Raw genomic sequence first — 18,977 nt, 5'->3', positions numbered from 1 at the left:
TACCATGAAACGAATCATAAACCTTAGCAAGATTATTTTTAGTGTGCTGTTACTCGCCTATACAGGATATATTGTATATTTTCTTTTTATGGCACCCAAGGAAGAACGCTATAATTTTGCAGCACATATGCAAGGCAACGGACTCTCCCAAGCGGTTTTTCAAATACTCATAAAAGAGTATCCGGAAGACGCTCGCAATTACTTTGAGATGTCTGTACCTCATAACAAAAGAGGCGATTTTACTACGGGTTTTTCATTGTTAAATAAGGCGGTTGCTCTAAACCCTAAAGCACATCATGGATATAGAGGTTATATGAAGCTTCGGTTTTTAAGAGATTATGAAGGAGCTTTAACCGACTTTTCAAAATTAGACTCACTTACCCCTAATTTTGTAGATGCACCTTGGGGCGAGGATATTGATTTTTTACGAGGAGAATGCTATTACGGACTAAAGCAATACGAGCTTGCAATAACTGCTTTTCAGCAAAGTCTTCAAAATCAAAAAGAAGATTGGGCAGACGTACAAACCTTTGTATTCATAGGCCTATGTAAAGACCAACTAGATAAAACAGCAGAGGCGGTTACCGCATTTGAAACAGCCCTTAAGTATGCGCAAACCACCTGCGAAGCACACGTTGCATTGGGACGGATCTACGTAAGGGAAGGAAATTTGGAAAAGGCAAGGTTTCATCTGGAACAAGCCACCAAAACATTGCCTTACAAAAGAGACGATTATTACAAAGAGTATTTAAATGAAGTCTATAAAACAGATATTGAAGCACTGCGCAATAGGCTCGTGCTTTAATTTTGTTTAAAATAGGTTTGAATGGTTGTAGCAGCCTTATGACGTCAGTTCGACGTAATTAAGAATTAAAAATCGAGTTCGAAATTGTCTTTTCTTTTGTTTCGTTATCTGAACCCTAGCGGAGTAGATGGGTGAAGAAGCAAAGAAAATGAACGTAAGTAACTTATATACACTATTTTTAATAATTCAAATACTCTATTTAAGATTAAAATATAAAACTGAAATTAGATCGTACTCACGTTAAATAAGCTCAGTATGTGCTACTTCATGAGCAATCAACCAGCGTTTTCGTTCAATACCACCGCCATAGCCTGTTAGTTTTCCGTTTTTACCAATCACCCTGTGGCAAGGTACTATAATGGCAATTCTATTGGAACCATTGGCGGAAGCTACAGCTCTTATAGCTGTAGGTTGCTTTATTTTCTGGGCTTGCTCTTGATAAGAAATGGTTTTGCCATACGGAATTTGCTGTAATGCTTCCCAAGCTGCTTTTTGAAATAAAGTTCCTTCCATATCCAACGCCACATTAAAGACTTTTCTCTTACCTTCAAAATAGGCAGTGAGTTCTTTTTGAGCTTGTTGGGTATGCTCATTTTCCCCAGGAATAATAGTTGCTTTGTGTAGTCTTTGTAGGTCTCTAAATTCCGTTTCCAACATTTTTCGGTCTACAAATTCTAAAAGACAAATACCTTTCTCAGAAGCACAAGCAAACATAGGCCCTAAGGTTGTAGTAAAGCGATGGAGCAATAAAACATTTTTTTCTTTACTCTGCTGAGGTGATTTTCCAATTACTTTTTTAAAGGTATATCCAAATCCGCTGAGGGATTCATAACCACTATCAAATGCCGTTGCCGTCGTTTTCTTTCCGTGTTTTAATTCCTGAAAAGCTTCATTGATCCGATACATTCGTTGAAAAGCCTGAAATGTGATCCCATAATGTTTTTTAAACCATCTGCGCACCATTTCGGGGCTTATAGATACTTCCCTAAGCATCGCATCTGTAAGTTTTTCTTTGGGGTTTTGTTTAAATAATTCTATTGCCTGAGCTACAGGCCGAGGCGCCTTGTTGGCATTTTCGGTGGGCTTACAAATCTTACAGGGTCTATAGCCATTGTCTAATGCTTCCTTAAAAGTAGTGTAGAATATTACATTCTTTAATTTAGGTTTTCGGGCACGGCAAGTAGCAATACAGAATACAGAGGTAGTTTTAACACCTACAAAGAAAATTCCAATAAAGTCCTCTTGCCTATGGAGCAATGCATTGTAATAAGTGGCGATGGTTTTCTTATCGGTAATGATCATATTAAAACAATGATTTGAATGAATTTTGATGACGAATAGATTGCATTACATTTTCAAAATGGATGTAAAGTTCACTAAAAACAAAGTTACCCATACTTATTCTTTTAACACCTAATTGGGTAAGTGTATCAAAATGGGGGAGTACGGGCATACACATCACATTTACAGGTAAAGCAGTGTTTTTTACCACGGCACTAATATCATTCTCTCTTGTAATACAAGGCACGAAAATACCGGATGCTCCAGCATTTGCATATAATTTACTTCTTCTAAGAGTTTCAGATAGGGCGTTTTCTAATTCCAACAGAAAAGTATCGGTTCTTACATTTAGAAAAACTTCTGTGTTGTCTTTTTGTAATTCATTAGCAATGGTCTCAAGAGTTTTTGAAAAAGCACTTGCATTTTGCAAAGAACGTTCTTTGCCAACTAAACTATCTTCTATATTAATCCCTTGTACCCCCAGATCAACCAGCTCTTTAATATGATTAACTATTTGGTGTGGTTCACTACTGTAGCCGGCTTCTATATCTACACTTAAGGGAAGTTTGGTGTTGGCAGCAATACGTTTTACCATAAATGCCAATTCAGAAAAGGGTATTTCCTCTCCATCTTTATAGCCTAATAGCGCTGCAATAGCAGCACTGGAAGTGCCAATAGCACCGTAGTTTAGTTTTTTTGCTGCCTGAGCACTAGGCACATCCCATACATTGGCAAGCAGTAAGGGGGTGGATTGTAGATGTAATTCTTTGAATTGCATGTTTTACGTCTTTATACAAAGCACGTGACTTCTTAAAACATCAGCAACCGATAAATGGACGTGTATTTTTTTAAATAGAGCAAGGCATCAATATGTTGAAAAGAGCTAAGAGGCTAGCTCATACGCTTCCCGTAACCAGCTTGTCAGTTCATCATCTACTTCTTCAACAGAGGTGAGTTTTACACGGTGTGTGCACATGGTTCCAAAGGGACCCGAGTTCTCAAGTCTTCCAGTTAGTTCTTTCCCCGGGAGTTTAAGCCCTAAGTCTATGCGAGTTTTAGTGGCAGGTTTAATAAGAGCAAACTGCCTTTTGCGTATGATGCTTACGGAGGTTTTCTTTGGAGTAATCACTACATCGCTTCCAAAGCTTTGTATCACTTGGAGTAACTTTTCATAAACCGGAAACAGCATTTCTTTGCCTTTGTACTGTTCTGTGACTAAATCTGCTGGTGCAGCCGTTTCTTCTTTTGAAAGTGTGACAATAGTATTGGCAAAGCCATGGGTTACTTGATGCGTTTCTTTAAGAAATTTAACAGCTTCTGAATGTTTAGTAAAGGATTTGGTTTTGAGAATTTTTTTCCATTCGTCTAAAGATTTTCCGGTTTTTTCCGGCATATTGTTAATCATGGTTTGCAGTGCGGATTCCATTCTAAAAAGTGTATTGGTTGGTTGTTCTATAAAGATATTATTTTTTTAAGAATCTAAAACATAAAAAAATCCCTCCTAATATAAAATACAAGGAAGGATTTTTTACTTAACCACTTTTGTTTAGTTATTTCTTAAAAGCGTCACTATCTCATTCATTATTTTTTTACCTTCTCCAGATTTTATATAGGCGTTAGCTGTATTTTCAAGAGAAGTAATATTAGCGGGGTCAATATTATCCATTTGAGACTGTCCGGCAGTAAGGGTAGGCTCCAAATGGTGATAAGTTAAACCACCCGCTCTTAGCATATTCATCTGTTTATCGGTCACCAATTGTACAGCGTCTAGAATAATTTCTACCATGGTACCTCTGTCATTCTTTTTGCCTTCCAGATTATAGAGGCGTTCTCCTAGCCATGGAGCCGTACCCCAATTCCCAAAAGCGGGTGCTCCAAAACCGGTATTATTATTCACGCCAATACCAGCACCACCAGGATAGAGTCCTGTACCTAATGAGATCACTACAATGTCTTCAAGCTTTTTAGCGAGACCGGTTCTAAGCGCTTCTGTAACTCCCCATAAGGAAGGGTCATTAGACATCATACCGCCATCTACTACCCAACGTTCTGCTGCTGGTGAGTGTCCGTTAGCATTACCACCTGCTCTGGCAATAGGGAAATAGGTGGGTGCAGCACTGGTCCCTCTACCCGCTTCCCATACATAATAGTTGTCTTTTGTTGCCTTTTCTGCATCATACCAATTAAAAAGATACGGGCCATAATCCGTTCCAAGTTGCGGATTTTTCACAACAGAACCTGTGCTATTTACGGTATAAGAGGTGGTGAACATCTGTTTTACGCGTCCGTTAAGACCAGCAATAAATTTTTTAGTATCTGAAAGTTTGGTAGTCGCACCCAGAAGTGATTGCATATAGGGCTCAATACCATCATGAGAATGGCTTCCGGTACCATGCGCTACATACGCTGCATACTCACTTCTGCATACAGGATTAAACGGGCTGCATTGTGCTACAAAAATCTTTTTTCCGTTCTTTTTATAAATATCTACCACGGCACTCCCTGTAAAAGGATATTTACCATTTTGTACCACCATATTAGGCGAAGTGAGTGCTACAGAGATAATACCTCCGGTGGAAGTACCACCAATAAGGTCATATAGTTTATAACTCTGTGTATTATTAAGACTGTCTTCAATAGCTTTTACAAAAATAGCAGGAATAATACCTTTAATACCTCCACCATCAATGGCTAAAACAATGGTTTTAGGAGTTGTTGTTTCTATTGCAGGTTTTTGTATAACGGGTTCTAATTTTGGATCACAGGAAATTACCAGTAAAGCCAAGAATAGAAATATCATATAATAGGAGTATATTTTCATCTTACTTTGTTTTAAATTGATTTTTAGAGATCATTTTATAATCATGTCCATTTAGAAGTTAATCCAAAAGAAAGTTGACGGTCATCCGGACTGTAATAAAGTCCGGTAACAGATAAAGTAGTGCTTTTAGTGCCATTATTGTAATATGAAATGGCTGCACTTGCTGTTTTCTGGGTTAAATCTATATGTATTTCCGGGTTTTTAAGATGGGAAGGATAGTTGTGAAAAGTAACTACTACGGTGTCATCAACAAAGCAAAGCTTATTGGTAATAGCATCTAATAGATGATTGTCGCAATACATTTCACCTAAATTTGCGGTGGTACCCTGCGGAATAGTAATGGCGAGGCATCCTTTTTTTATTTGTGGTTTTGGGTTTGGAGTGGCAGTCATATTACCACTAATTGGAAGGATATCTAAGGTGACTTGTTCGCCCGGTACTACATTGAAGCCTGCCTCATCACCAAAATAATCATCATAAGAAAAACCATAGTTTTTCCCGTTAATTGAATATTCATGAATGAGTTTTGAATATTCATCATACTCTACGTTAGACGGATAATAATTCCATGGGGTAGCGCATTGGGTATTTGTATAGACAATATCTCCCCAATGCTTTGGATTGCCTAAAACACCTCGGCAAATAGCGGAAGCTAGTAAGGCACCCAACAATACCTGAGAACTATTTCCATTAATAGCGATAGTGCCTGCTACAGCTTTTACGGTTGTCACATCCGCTATGGTAATAGCACCATTTGCTTTGGAATTACAGGTAACAGTGCCCACTCTATGAGAAACTCCATTTGCATTGGTTACCTTTTTACTAGAAGTGGTAAAATTGGAAAACACATCTTGGCCGTAATTTACGGTGGTCGTATTGGTTTGTAGATTGGTGAGACCGTCTTTAATTTGCTGATCTAAATAATCAATAGAACTATCTATATGAGAAGGTGCAAAAAAGCGATAAATAGTATTCGTTTTATTAGGAGCTATTGTGCCACCTTCATTATAAGGTTTGGATAATTTATTGAGTAGTTGATGTAAACCTTCTGCAGTAACCCCATTTTTATAGCCTACTACTTCAGACCCTTTTGTTAATTGCATAGGAATACCCACAAAGTCTACAGAGGTAATATTCCAGATTCCAGGAACTCCTATAGTAAGTCCGGCCTCAAATTTATCAAAATAGTAATCGGCTGTCATCAAATCAGGAAACGCCATGTAATTTACAGATCCTAATTTTTGTAATGCATTGGTTTTGTAATTCGTATCAGCCACCAAACATCTAAAACCTACTTTGGCAATATAGGCAGGAATTACAACGGTAGCGATAGATTGGTCTGCAATATCCATTATGTAAGGTGCAAGATCAGCATTGGTTTTTGGTTTGTTAGGAATGTCCCATGTAGGTGTTTTTCCAAATTTTAACCAGGCGAGTTGATCTGCAGATTGGGTAGAAGTGCTTCCTTGTAAAAAAGCAATAACAAGATTCATACCTGAAGTATTGTGAATTTTTAAGCTTACTGAGGCTTGCATATTTAATAAGTTTTTGGTTGATCTAAAAATATGTAGAAATAGCCTCTTAACTATGCGTATTTATACGTGATTTTTAGAGTTCTACAAACAAAAAAATGTCTATAGAACCCAAATCTCCAAATGTGTACTAGTTTTATGGCTACTTTTTCTATACTGAAAATATATATCTGTAATATAGTATAGTCAAATAATATGGTAAGCGTTGAAGTCTTAGTAAGTAAAAAAACTCGACTAGTCTCCTGCGCTTTTCAATGTGGTTAGTGATTTACTTTAGGCGGACACTGACTAATAGAAGTGCCGTAATGCCTGTAATTACTACATTCATCAATTATGGGAATATGATCTTTCTGGAATAACAGAATGATGTCTGACCCTCCAAAGAGGAAATAACCAAATTCATCTCCTTTTAAGGTTTTGCTTCCTGCTTGTGCAATCATGTTTACAGAGGAAACCTGACACATTCCTATAGGAATAACGGCTACAATACCCATATTTCCGTAGGGTGAATTGGTAGTGTCAATAGTAATAATACCTCTTGCCTGAATAAATTCATAACCATCTTCTGAATTATCGGGCGCATCAAATTGCATAGTATCAAGATTTACATCTAATGAAACCAAACCTTTTACAGGATAGCATTCCTTGATAGTACCTGATACAGGCGTATGAAACCTATGGTAGGAGTACGGGCCTAGAAAATAGTGTACAAAAAGACCGTCTGCAAAGTCATTAGCATATTTACTTCCTTTGAGTAATTCAGCAATGTTTGCTACTGTATGAGTTTGCTTAATAACAATTTCAGGAATGTTTGAATCCGAATCAATTTGATACTTTTTTCTAAAAGTACAATCAGCAGGAGAGGTCACTACCTTATTATTCATAGGATGTGCAATAGGTCTTAAGCCCGGATTGAGTTCTCTTGCAAAAAATTGATTAAACGTAAGCCATCCGCTAGGGTTGTTTGGCTTCCCGTTTATCATTGAATCCTGTATGCGATACTGGGGTGAATTTTTAATAAATGATTGTAATATTTTTTCATTAAAAGAAGCAGTAGTATTAAGAAAACTACCCCAAAGTTTTGCATAATCTACTAAGAACTGGCTAAACCAGGGAATATCTTGTACAATCGTAGTTTTATTGGATCCTACTTTTTGATCTATTAAAAAATAGAAATGACATAAACGGTCATATACCTCTTGGCTGTTTCCAGTTCCCGGTTTTTTCCATGCAGGCAGATCACTTTGTTGTGGTGTCCACATAGAAAATTCTACTAGAAATTCTATATAGCTTGTCAAATCTAGCGGCCAGTCTAACGCATTAAAAAGTGCTTTGTCTAGATTTTTTTGAGCTGTGGCTTTGGCAGTTTTTAAAGACTCTTTTAAAAGAGCTATGAAACTTTCGTTATGTGCTTCTTTAGAAAGGTAGTCAATAACATCTTGAGATGTTTTAAATTCAAGTACTTCCATAATTTGTGGGTTTAGGTGTTTATCATTTTTTTGGTAAAGGCAGTTTTATAAAAAAATAAAGGTCTTCCTTAGAGAATAATCGTGCAATACACTAAGGGGGGAAGTGTGTGCTATAAATAAATATTCTGAGCGCTTAATGAGAACAAAGAATATCCTATTATAAGGTCGTAAATTGTAAAGAATACTTTAAAGGTATGCATAATCACTGAAATATTTACAGGTATTTATACCTGTTTATGAGTGCTAACTTTATAAGTAACTTTTTTAATCATAAAAAAGACTTCCTGAAAAAGGAAGCCTTGAAATTCACACTCATTATTTAAATTATTCAACTCTTAATCTATACTGGGGGGTAGGGTTAAGAGGGCAGAAGTAAACATATTCACCTTTTTCTAAGGTAACTTCTTGAGAGCTTGATTTTTCTCCGATGTCTATGGTTTTAGTAACATACGCTTCTTTGATATGATCTTTCTGGCTTGTTTTTCCCTTAGGAGCCAAAACAAACCCCACTTTATGATCTACGTTGTGATTACTTATTTCAAAAATATAAGTGCCAGCTTTTAGGGTAACTTCTTGTTGCGTAAATTGCCCTTTAGTTTGTTCTAATTGAACGGTTTGTACTTCTTGTGCAACACTATTCGTAAAGAAGACCAGTGTTAGTGTAAATACAATTAAAAGATTTTTCATAATATTTTCTTCTGTGGATTAGTTTAAGCGTTTATGGATTCTAAAGGTTGGGCTACTGGAAAATCTACAGGAACCTGTGTAGCTTTGTGTAGGTAATTACTAATAGTTTTATCGCCCACTAATACAATTACATCTACCAAGCTTCCTTTAGTATAGCCCGCGTTAAAAAAGTTTTCTAAAATTTCAGCGTTTGCGCTACCTCTGTTTTTAGTTAAATTTTTTGCCAATGCAGCCAAAGCATTGTATTTCTCATTAAAGGAAGCATACCCAGCTCTTAATTCAAGTATTTGTTCTTCAGTAAAACCATTCATTTTACCAATAGCAGTGTGTGCAGATAAACAATAAATACATTCATTTACCTCACTAACGGCAAGATTGACTATTTCTTTTTCTTTAGCGCTTAAAGAAGTTTTGGCTCCAGAAAGAGCTAAATAGGTTTTTAAAGCAGTTTCAGAATGTGCATAGGTAGCGTAAAGGTTGGGTACAAATCCAATTCCTTTTTCCAGCTGATCAAAGATAGCCTGATTCGTTTCGTTCACTTCTGTTCTGTTAGGTACATTAAAGGTGTTCATAATTTTAATTTTTATACGATTATACTTTGTTTTATAATTTGAATTTCTTGTGGTTTCAAATTCATAGTACAAAGATGCGGCACATAAGAGGGCAGAAACAGGCGTGTTTTTCCCGCTAAGATGTCAATTTTTCCTTTTTCACCTGTTTTTGAAAAAAGATTCATTTTAAGAATGATGGAAGGTATTCTTTTTAGTCTGTAGAATAGGGTTTAGATAATAGACATTACGAGCGCTAGTTGAAACTAGACTCCACTGTTGCGGGGGCCTCTATCTATTGAAAGGAATGTTATAGGGTAGCGCGAACATTAGAAATTTTAGAGGCGCTAATTTATTTTGCTATTTTCTACAGCTACTGAGATTGGAAAATGATCTGATGCTTTTTTCAAGTCGGTTTTTAACTCTTGCACTTCTAGATCGTTTTTTAGCTCATAGGGATTCCAAACTTTTCCATTTTCAAAAGAAATTCCTTTGCTTACCATGATATGGTCAATTAATACATTTACTTTATCTTCAGTTATTCTATCTGTAAACCGACTTGAGGATGGTTTCCAGCCATAACTTGTCCATTTAGGTTTTACGATTACAGATTTTAAAATTTTATCGGTTTCCCATACATCACCTAGTAAAATTTCTACCGCACTTTTACTGAATTTATTTTCGTAGAAATCCATTCCAATACCGTCATTAATATCTCCCATGACAATTACTTCAGAACCATTTTCTATATACTCGTCACATTTAAGCCTTATTGACATGCATTCTGCATAGAGCCTCATTCTATCTCTAGCCGATATTTGTTCAAATTTAGCATAGTCAACGGCTGAGAATATTCCTTTTGACTTTGTGTGAGCAATGATAACTTTAGCGAATTCAAGGTTAGAAGTATTGCTTTTGATGCTTAATTCTAGGGGAGGTCTAAAATGTTTATACTGTTCTTTTATTAATTTATTTGTAGTGTCTACCAGAAATGGCTGATCAAATTGATTTTTAGAACTTAAAGTTGGCGTAAAATCAACACTTATTTTGCTTGAATCATAAAGGGCACATAGTTCTTGTTGACCACGAGAATGAGTACCATTCACACCTTTATAATTAAGGTTCAATCCAAATTCTTCTACCCAATTTTCAAGTTGTATAGCTGCTGTCTTTGAACCATCTGCTAAAGTGTCTGGACCTTCCACGATGCCTAAGAAATCAAGGTTCATTTTTTTTAGTATGGAAGCAAGCTTTTGACTTCTCTCAAATTTTTCACCAGAAATTATGGGGGAGCCATCTTTGTTAAACAAAGCTCTCATCCATTCTACATTGTAAACTCCAATTTTTAATTTCATAATCTTAGTTTTAATTAAAGTTCATTAAGTATTCTAGGTACTATAAAGAGCCTAAATAATACTTTTAATACTATTTGAATTATATATAAAAGCATTAAATAAGAAGGATACTCTAAAGAACGTAAATACTTACAAATTACTAAATAATATAAATTTTAACTTACGGTTTTACCATAGAAAAAACAGGTGTTTTTTTTACGAAGTTTAAATGATATAAATTTGTTTCTCTAAAGAATAACTGGAGTTCTAGGATTAAAAGGAAGTGTTTTTTTTAAGATTTTTTCAATAGTAAAACCTTCCTTAAATTAGAAATATAAATCATGTCGGTGGAAAATTGGATGAGACGATTTTTTTAGGCTATGGAATTTATCTTTCCGTTACGAAAATTTATAAGTCTATTTGGAGTGTTAACAAAATAGCCTCCTTTTTTTAAAGGTTTTTTTGGTGTCTTTATAAATGTTAAGAATAGCTGAGGTTCAATAAGAATATTTAAATATGGAATGTATTATAATATCAAGAATGGGTACAAAATTTTGAAACTATTAAGGCAATGTTTTGTTTGATAAAAGTAAATGCCCTTCTAAAACCTATTCTAGTTACTTGAGGTGACAGCAGGGGTAGGATCATTCTCTTTAATTCTTTGTCTGCATAGTTTCTCAATATTGAATACATTTCTCACCTCAGAAATATAAATCATGTCTGGGACGTATTGACTGGAACGGTTTTTTCGGCTTACCATTTTACCAGTCCTCATTCCAAGAGTAATATTCCCTTTTTGATCATTACCACTAACCCGAATATCACCAGAAAATTGTTCCCAATCAATAGATCTTATTTTACCTTTACGGTAGTTCACTAATCTAGTGGGAGTACCTACAAAATATCCTCCTTTTTTAAACATAGAGTAAATACCTGAGGAGAGTATAGCGATACCAATTAATACAAAAACACCAATAAAGACAGCAGGAAAAATGATAGGTTCCAAATTATCCGGACTCGCAACAGTAGGCTTTCCGTTAGTTGAAAAATGAACTTCATTTCCAAAGAAAAGAGGTCCTAAGAATGCAAATACAAAAACACTTGTAAAAGCTGTCCAGATAACTCCAAACACAATTAATGAAAATGATTTTGCAAGGGGTTTTTCCCTACCTGCTTTTACTGTGAAGTCCCGAGTTTCTCCGCTTAAAACCGTAGTTAATTCTTCCGGCAATCTTATGTTTCGCATCATAAACGCAAGTTATGAAAAAAAAATAATGGGCTACAAAACTTTGTAATAAGTGGTGATTTAAAAAATATACGATCGTTTTTGAAGTGTATGGTAAATATAGAATTTCTGATTGTTATGAGTCATCTTTTTATGGAGAGTTTGTTCAACACTTGAATAGCCTTTTGTGCATCTTTTTGATCTACAAAGATATGGTCATGGTAATATCCGGCAATCACATTACAACTAATATTATTTTTGGCCAATTCATGTGAAAATACGGCGGTTAAACCTACCGCTTCTAAAGATGAATGAATCTGTAGTGTAATCCAAGAGGCAATATAGGTATAGTCTAAATTTAATTGATCTGCCTTTTTCTTCTCTAAAACAATAGTGATTCCTTCTTTTTCTTTGAATTCGCAGAGCGTTGCTTTTCGGTCAACCATAGTAAGATCGGATACCGTGCAAAATACATATTCACCATGGTTTAGCTTAGGATTTATGTTTTTTATTAATTCATCAAGATCTTTTTCTCCAGACATTTTTTTAGACTATCTAATATTAAACTTGCAACATACCATTAAAGAGATACTGGCTAATACAAACTATACCCTAGCAATAACTCCATCGCATTATAGAAGAAAGGCCGATTACATAAGTTGAGAACGGGAATTTTATCTGCATTTCCAGATTTAAAGAAAAACATGGTTTTATGAAAATTAGTATGTTCTATAAATAAATCATTACCCTTTGCATAAATTCTTTTTATTTCATCAAATTGATACGTAAATACAGGAATTCCATTTCTAAGAAATGTAATTTGCCCTAAGCTTAATTGAATATAGGGCGTAATTGTTTTTTTCTCCAGATCGTATAAATTGAATAATAAATGCCCATCTTCTTCTAGTTTTTTCTCAAGATTGTCAAGTAGATACACCGTCCAGTAATGTTCTGCTTTCTGGCAAAATTGAAAATCTAAAGGGATTTTTTTAGGTTTCTTTTTATTGAAACGCCCCTTCTTCACATAAATGTGCTGCCCACTTTCATTATGAAAGAAAAAATAGAAATATTCTGTGTATTGATATTTTGAGTTTAACATCATTTCTACCTGATATAGGTAGACATCTGTAATTTCGTTAAAATTAACTTCTTTATATGCAGTGATTTGAGATCTTTGACCTTTACATTTATATTCTGCAAAACCATTTACTGCTACAAAATAGTTGGCGTGCTCAAATCTTTTAATAGGCTTCATAGATATAATAGCTATAGCCAATGGAACAGCAAAACCTAGTATTGCCAATACCCAACTTGGATTTGCAATGAACAGTATAAGCAACCCGATAAGAAAACCAATCCCCAGTCTTTTTAAAACATAAAAGGCTCTTTGCATAAAAGTAATTGGTTGTTCCCCTTCTTTTAAATCTGAATAGGCGCCAATTATTTTGCCTATATTCTCTGGAAACCTAAAGAATTCCCACCCTCCGCTTAAAGCTTCGCCCCAAAGATCATACTTAGGATACGTTTTTGGTGTTTCTTGTTGTTCCCTGTCTTTAGATGAATAAAATGGTCTATAGGGTTCATAGTACGAACTCTCATCTGGAGCATCTTGCGCCTGAGTTTTTTGTGGATTTTGTTTTTCCTGTACTTTTCTATATTGATACTGCTTTAAGTTAAAATCGTAGCTTTTTCGGGAATCAGCGTCTATAAGTACATCATAGGCTTCTTTTACTTCAATGAATTTTTGAACAAAGAAATTATCCCCCATATGTTTGTCAGGGTGGTATTTAACAGCTAAACTTCTAAATGCCTTTTTGATTTCAGCTTCCGTAGCGGAGGATTCAATTTCAAGAATGTCGTAATGATTTGTCATAAATAAGCAATACCTACCAAAGCTAGTTATAGCAATTGATATTCACAAACAAAGTAGAGAAGTTACACATTCTTTGAAAAAAATAGTTGCCTTTAAAACCAGATTACCATCCTGAAAACAGTAGGCATTTAAATTTTTAGTAAATTGGTTGCTAAATAAAAAGAAAACATCTTGCATAAGACATCAATGGTACTAAGATGTTATTAGTTGGTTTCTTTAGCAATCTCTAACGCTTCTGTACCAGCATACAAATGACTGCAAAGCATAAAATAATTTTTAGGATAACTAATGCATTTCTTATTATTGGAATTCTAATATCTTTTTAAATTATGGATTAACAATCGTAATTTTCCTTTATTACCTCTTTTTGATTTGCCAGAATTATCTTCTACAATGGGGTATCTTATTATTGGAATCACACTATCCTTGTTAGTTATAAACCTTTTTTTATACCGCCAGGTTTTAGTGATCTTATTATTTGGTCTTTTAATTTTATTAGCCATTCAAGATCAAACGCGTTGGCAACCATGGTCTTATCACTACTTTTTGTTTTAAAAGTAGAGAAACTAGTATCGCCTATTTTCAGTGGATACTTGTTGGGATTTATTTTTGGGGCGGACTCAATAAATTTAATTTTTACTTTATAGATCAGGTTTTTCCACATTTTGTTTTGAACCTTACAAACTGGCAGTTAACTAGCTTTAAGGAAATAGGATACATTGTTCCTATTACAGAAATTTTTATTGCCTTTGGTCTATTATTTCAAAAAACACAAAAGAGTGCAGTAATCATAGGATTCTTAATGCACTCACTCATTATATTGTATTTAAGTCCGTTAGGAGGTGATTTTAATTCTATAATTATTCCTTGGAATCTTGCGTTAATCATATTTTTGTATAGCTGTTTCTTTAAATCAGATACTAAATTATCATTAAGGTATCTTTGGAACAGTAATGCAAATACTGTAAAACGTTTGGTGCTGCTATTATTTTTAACATTACCCATACTCGGTATTTGGGGGAAATGGGATTACTATTTGTCTTTTAATCTTTTTTCAGGAAAAAGTGTAGTCTTCCAAATGTTTGTTGAAGACAAGCAAATAAATTAGAGTACAACTTTGCAAATGCCTATATGCCTACGCCAGATTTACAAAGAGCCAAACTAATAGACTTTTATACCTGGTGTATGAGTGAATTAAATGTGCCTTTGCCTCCTGAAAAGCGAATGTTTAAAACAATAGCAAAAAGCTTCTGTAAGCTAAGTATTGCTAAAGAAGAATTACTATTTCTAGAGTTAGAAAGGCCTATAAATGCCGGAAAATATAGATCATATACCCGTAAAGACTTTGAATAGAATATTTTCTTGAGAAGTGATTAATCTAGTTGAATCCACAAAGCTTTTGTTTAAATTAGAATATATTCAAAGAAATCATTAAAAATATATTTTTCATAAAGCGCTCACGCTAATACCTCCATCTACATTTAGATTTTGTCCGGTGATATATGAGGACTTTTCCATTGCTAAGAAGGCAACTGCGGCGGCTATTTCTTCAGGTTGAGCCACACGATGTAAAGGGGTACGCTCTTTTATAAGCGCCAACCGCTCCGTTTTACTCAGAACAGCTTCTGTTAAAGGGGTTTCAGTATACCAAGGAGAAACACTGTTTACGCGTATATTTTTTTCTGCCCATTCTACGGCAAGACTCCTGCTTTGTTGAAGTAATCCTGATTTTGCCATTGCATAGGGTGTTCCAGAGCGAACATCAAAACTTGCAGCCGTTGAAGCAATGTTAACAATGGCTGCCGCTTTACTTTTAGTAAGTAATAAAAATGCTTCTCTACTTAGTTCAAAAGGAGCCAATAAATTAATATCCATCACTTTTCGGTATTCTTCTTCTGTATAATCTACCGCATTTTTACGAATGTTTATCCCTGCATTATTCACCAATACATCTAAACGATTAAAACGCTTTTGGATAAATTCCAGTAACTCTTTTCTATCTTCCAGAACAGATACATCTGCTTTTCTTCCAAATACAGGATAGCCTTTAGACTTAAAATCGGAAGCAACTTTTTTGACTTCCTCCTCATTTCGGGCAGTAAAAATTACCGTAGCCCCCAAATCAACAAATTCCTGAATAATTGCTTTTCCTATACCTTTGGTGCCTCCTGTTACCAGAGCGATTTTATGTTTTAAATGCCACATGATTTGTAAATTTTAGGAATTTAAAGATAGGCAGAATTGTTAAGGTGAAACTATCCAATAGCGCATAAAAAATGCCTTTAGATATAATAAAGGCATTTTTATAACAAGTATATACTGTACTAAGCACTTTTTAAAAATCGTTTTCCAATAAAAGGGATTTGTGCACGATACATAAATAGGATACTAGCAGAAAGGCTAAATGTAAGTACTGCCATCCCAAATAGGGTGCCACCATCACCACGCACTTCAATTCCTAAAATAGTTAAATGCATCATTATAGCACCACCAATAATTCCCAAAGTGAGACCCGCTCCTACCCAAATAGTTTTAGGGATTAATAACAAAATAGAGGCAATAAGCTCTAATACACCAATACCAATTCTTCCAAAAGGTTCTAGACCTACCTCTGTAAAAATATAGACACTGTCTGGATGTGCGGTAAACTTAAACCTAAGAGTTTGAATTAATATGATAGCAGTTACAATTCTTAGAACTAGCGGAAGGTGTTTTTTTATAGTTTTCATAATGATGTGTTTTTAAGTTGTTTTAGTATTGTTGATGCAAAGTTGAGGCATTGGCTAGGTTTTCAAAAGGAGTATAGTTCCTAAATAATTGTCAATTTTTCCCGATTAGGCACTTTGTTGTTGTTTTTTGAAAGCGCCTGGGGTGATTCCGGTTTGTTTTTTAAATATTCTGCTTAGGTGCGATGCATCTTCAAAACCTAGTTCATAAGCAATTTCTTTTGAAGACTTGTCTGTATAATACAAAAGGCGTTTTGCCTCTAATACAATACGGTCATGAATTATTTGAATAGGTGTTTTTCCAGTAGAGGTAAAAGAATTTGATAAGGTTTTGGGAGATTTAAACATCTTTTCTGCATAAAATGCTACACTATGGGATTCTTTAAAGTGATTCTCCACTAAAAAATTATAGGTGCGAAGTGTTTCTGTTTTGGTGTCTAGTATGGTATTGTTATTATTTTCATGCTGTTGTTTGAGAATGCGAGTAGACTTTATCATAAAACGAGCCATCAACATACGTAGCATTTCTGCTTGAATCGTATCTTCTGTTTGTAACTCTTCAAGAAAAACTTGATGTAATAGATTAAAGCTCTCCACTTCTTTTTTTGAAAGTTTCATGACCGGAAGCGCATTATCTCCATAAAACAGCAATCCAGCACAGCTTACTTCTTTGTCGTGATCTTTGATGCAATAAAATTCTCGATTAAATTGGTAAACCAACAGGTCTGTTCCTTCTTGGTATTGCAAATACTGAATGGGAGTAAGGGACATAATTTCATCTTTATCTAAAGTTATAGGTACGCTATCTACAATTATAGATACAGGCTTCATACGAGCCCATAGAAACATATATAATCCTGTTTGTTTAGGTATTTTAAAGGTGCTTAAGAGATTTTCATCTCCAACCGTTAGCAGCGCACCGGTAGAAAACTCTTTAAATTCATGTGTCATGGTGTAATAGTCTTACTAAAAAGAGAAACATTACATAATAAAGAACCCCCTCGAAGAAAGAGGGGGTGTCAAGTGAAAATATATAGACGCATTATAGCGGAAAATACGTATTTTTTTGTAGTCTTCAATATATATACGAAGGAGTAGTTGTATTTGGATCACGCAGATTAAAAAAAATTAAAAATTTTGTGGATTTTCAATAACATCGTTCGCTCTTTCCTTCAAATCCGCAAGTTTTTGCGGATCCATTTTATTCAACAGACTGTACATCATTCCCATTCTCGGGTTGTTTTCAAGCTGTTTTCTTTTGTCATCTAAAAAATGCCAATACAATGAATTAAACGGGCAGGCTTTGTCACCTGTTTTATCCTTTACATTGTAATGACAAGAGCTACAATAATTACTCATTTTATTGATATAGCTACCACTTGAAACATAAGGTTTGGTCGCTACAATTCCGCCATCGGCATATTGACTCATACCTCTGGTATTGGTAATTTCTACCCATTCAATTGCATCTATATACACACCAAGATACCACACATCTACTTCTGCTGGGTTGGTTTGTGTAAGCAACGCATAATTACCAGTAATCATAAGGCGCTGAATATGATGTGCGTAAGATTCTTCCAGACTTTGACGAATACTATGATGGAGGCAGTTCATTTTCGTATCTCCCGTCCAGTAGAAGTCTGGTAATGGATTGTGATTGTCTAGTTCATTGCAATTGGCATAGGCTGGCATTTCTTTCCAATAAACTCCCCGCATATATTCACGCCATCCTAGAATTTGCCTTACAAAGCCTTCTACCTGAGAAATATCAACCTGCTCTTTATGTTCGTAATAAAAAGAAATTACTTTATCAATGACCTCTTTGGGTGCTAACATTTTGCTGTTCATTGCAAAAGATAATCGTGAGTGAAACAAGAATTTTTCCTGAGTATGCATCGCATCTTGATAATCACCAAAATGGACAAGCAGATTTTTACAAAAGTAATTCAATACAGATAGGCAATCTTCACGGCTGGTAGGCCAACTAAAATTAGTTTTATCAATAGAACCAAACGTTGTTATTTCCATTTTTTTTATTGCCTCTACAATCGTACTCACATCCTTCCTGAACCCACGTTCATGAGGAATTTCCGGACTTCCTTTCCATTTTTTTCGATTGCTTTGATCAAAGTTCCATTTCCCACCCTCAGGCTGGCCATCTATAACCATCACCTCATGTTTCTTACGCATCATTCGGTAAAAACTTTCCATTAACAATTGCTTCTTGCCCTTAAAAAAGTTGCTTAATTCATTACGTGTAGTAAAAAAATGATGGGTATCTATGGAGGCAGTTTCAATTTCTAAAGAGGAACAGATGGTTCTAAGCTGTTCATCTAAGCGATATTCATCAGGTAACTGGTACTCAAAAATAGAGGCATTTGTTGCTGTTACTTGCTTTTTGATGAGTTTGTCTAATTGATGCGGATTCTGTTCATCATCAATTTTAAAATACAATACTTTATTACCTCTTTCTTCAAGCCATGCTGCAAAGTTTCGCATAGAACAGAAGAAAGCAACCACTTTTTGGATATGATGCTTTACATAGCTGGTTTCTTGTTTCATTTCAGCCATTAAATAAATAATGGAATCGTTTTGATCATCAAACCAAGGATGATTATGATTAAGCTGATCGCCTAGTATTAATCGTAATTTTTTCTTCATTTTAATAACATT

At 34.9% G+C, this 18,977-nt stretch carries 19 protein-coding genes; 3 read left to right on the top strand and 16 right to left on the bottom strand.

The window, feature by feature from the left end:
* The first annotated feature begins 4 nt into the window (after positions 1-4).
* Positions 5-805, top strand: a complete 801-nt coding sequence (locus WBG07_RS16815) for a tetratricopeptide repeat protein (RefSeq protein WP_340202936.1) — start codon at positions 5-7, stop codon at positions 803-805.
* Positions 806-1,045: 240 nt separating this feature from the next.
* Here WBG07_RS16815 and WBG07_RS16810 read toward each other — a convergent pair whose 3' ends face one another.
* The 12 genes from WBG07_RS16810 to WBG07_RS16755 form a co-directional block, all read right to left on the bottom strand.
* Positions 1,046-2,107: a bifunctional transcriptional activator/DNA repair enzyme AdaA gene (locus WBG07_RS16810; protein WP_340202935.1), complete on the bottom strand. Its 1,062-nt coding sequence runs from the start codon at positions 2,105-2,107 to the stop codon at positions 1,046-1,048.
* Between the two features lies 1 nt (position 2,108).
* On the bottom strand, positions 2,109-2,864 hold the full coding sequence (locus tag WBG07_RS16805) for an isocitrate lyase/PEP mutase family protein (RefSeq protein WP_340202933.1): 756 nt from the start codon (positions 2,862-2,864) through the stop codon (positions 2,109-2,111).
* A gap of 105 nt (positions 2,865-2,969) precedes the next feature.
* Complete coding sequence (locus WBG07_RS16800) at positions 2,970-3,512, bottom strand: DUF4287 domain-containing protein (protein WP_340202931.1); 543 nt, start codon at positions 3,510-3,512, stop codon at positions 2,970-2,972.
* Between the two features lie 120 nt (positions 3,513-3,632).
* A complete protein-coding gene (locus tag WBG07_RS16795; protein WP_340202929.1) occupies positions 3,633-4,907 on the bottom strand; it encodes a patatin-like phospholipase family protein in 1,275 nt (424 codons plus the stop codon).
* A gap of 41 nt (positions 4,908-4,948) precedes the next feature.
* Positions 4,949-6,442: a beta-1,3-glucanase family protein gene (locus tag WBG07_RS16790; RefSeq protein WP_340202927.1), complete on the bottom strand. Its 1,494-nt coding sequence runs from the start codon at positions 6,440-6,442 to the stop codon at positions 4,949-4,951.
* A 257-nt stretch (positions 6,443-6,699) separates the two neighbouring features.
* Positions 6,700-7,908, bottom strand: a complete 1,209-nt coding sequence (locus WBG07_RS16785; RefSeq protein WP_340202925.1) for a phosphatidylserine decarboxylase — start codon at positions 7,906-7,908, stop codon at positions 6,700-6,702.
* Between the two features lie 324 nt (positions 7,909-8,232).
* A complete protein-coding gene (locus WBG07_RS16780; protein ID WP_340202923.1) occupies positions 8,233-8,595 on the bottom strand; it encodes a cupredoxin domain-containing protein in 363 nt (120 codons plus the stop codon).
* A gap of 23 nt (positions 8,596-8,618) precedes the next feature.
* Positions 8,619-9,167, bottom strand: a complete 549-nt coding sequence (locus WBG07_RS16775; protein WP_340202921.1) for a carboxymuconolactone decarboxylase family protein — start codon at positions 9,165-9,167, stop codon at positions 8,619-8,621.
* 323 nt (positions 9,168-9,490) lie between these two features.
* Positions 9,491-10,498 carry a hypothetical protein gene (locus WBG07_RS16770; protein WP_340202919.1) on the bottom strand — a complete coding sequence of 336 codons (1,008 nt, stop codon included), beginning with the start codon at positions 10,496-10,498 and terminating at the stop codon, positions 9,491-9,493.
* A 592-nt stretch (positions 10,499-11,090) separates the two neighbouring features.
* The gene (locus WBG07_RS16765; RefSeq protein WP_340202917.1) at positions 11,091-11,726 is read right to left on the bottom strand and encodes a hypothetical protein; all 636 of its coding nucleotides are present in this window, start codon (positions 11,724-11,726) and stop codon (positions 11,091-11,093) included.
* A 119-nt stretch (positions 11,727-11,845) separates the two neighbouring features.
* Entirely contained in the window at positions 11,846-12,244 is a 399-nt protein-coding gene (locus WBG07_RS16760; protein WP_340202916.1) for an ACT domain-containing protein, read from the bottom strand.
* A 53-nt stretch (positions 12,245-12,297) separates the two neighbouring features.
* A complete protein-coding gene (locus WBG07_RS16755) occupies positions 12,298-13,575 on the bottom strand; it encodes a J domain-containing protein (protein WP_340202915.1) in 1,278 nt (425 codons plus the stop codon).
* 670 nt (positions 13,576-14,245) lie between these two features.
* Here WBG07_RS16755 and WBG07_RS16750 point away from each other — a divergent pair.
* Positions 14,246-14,683: a hypothetical protein gene (locus WBG07_RS16750; RefSeq protein ID WP_340202914.1), complete on the top strand. Its 438-nt coding sequence runs from the start codon at positions 14,246-14,248 to the stop codon at positions 14,681-14,683.
* Positions 14,684-14,706: 23 nt separating this feature from the next.
* Positions 14,707-14,928: a hypothetical protein gene (locus tag WBG07_RS16745; protein WP_340202912.1), complete on the top strand. Its 222-nt coding sequence runs from the start codon at positions 14,707-14,709 to the stop codon at positions 14,926-14,928.
* A 93-nt stretch (positions 14,929-15,021) separates the two neighbouring features.
* Here the strand turns inward: WBG07_RS16745 and WBG07_RS16740 are convergent, their stop codons facing one another.
* From WBG07_RS16740 to WBG07_RS16725, 4 genes are all read right to left on the bottom strand, one after another.
* Positions 15,022-15,780: an SDR family oxidoreductase gene (locus tag WBG07_RS16740; RefSeq protein WP_340202910.1), complete on the bottom strand. Its 759-nt coding sequence runs from the start codon at positions 15,778-15,780 to the stop codon at positions 15,022-15,024.
* 119 nt (positions 15,781-15,899) lie between these two features.
* Positions 15,900-16,304: a DoxX family membrane protein gene (locus WBG07_RS16735; RefSeq protein WP_340202909.1), complete on the bottom strand. Its 405-nt coding sequence runs from the start codon at positions 16,302-16,304 to the stop codon at positions 15,900-15,902.
* 105 nt (positions 16,305-16,409) lie between these two features.
* Positions 16,410-17,252 (bottom strand): helix-turn-helix domain-containing protein, encoded by an 843-nt coding sequence (locus WBG07_RS16730; protein WP_340202907.1) that lies wholly within the window; start codon positions 17,250-17,252, stop codon positions 16,410-16,412.
* 177 nt (positions 17,253-17,429) lie between these two features.
* Positions 17,430-18,965 (bottom strand): cryptochrome/photolyase family protein, encoded by a 1,536-nt coding sequence (locus WBG07_RS16725; protein ID WP_340202905.1) that lies wholly within the window; start codon positions 18,963-18,965, stop codon positions 17,430-17,432.
* Positions 18,966-18,977: the final 12 nt, after the last annotated feature.

The sequence above is a fragment of the Ascidiimonas meishanensis genome (genome assembly GCF_037782385.1).
In the GTDB taxonomy this organism is placed as follows: Bacteria; Bacteroidota; Bacteroidia; order Flavobacteriales; family Flavobacteriaceae; genus Ascidiimonas; species Ascidiimonas meishanensis.
This window is presented reverse-complemented; position numbering and strand designations above follow the sequence as displayed.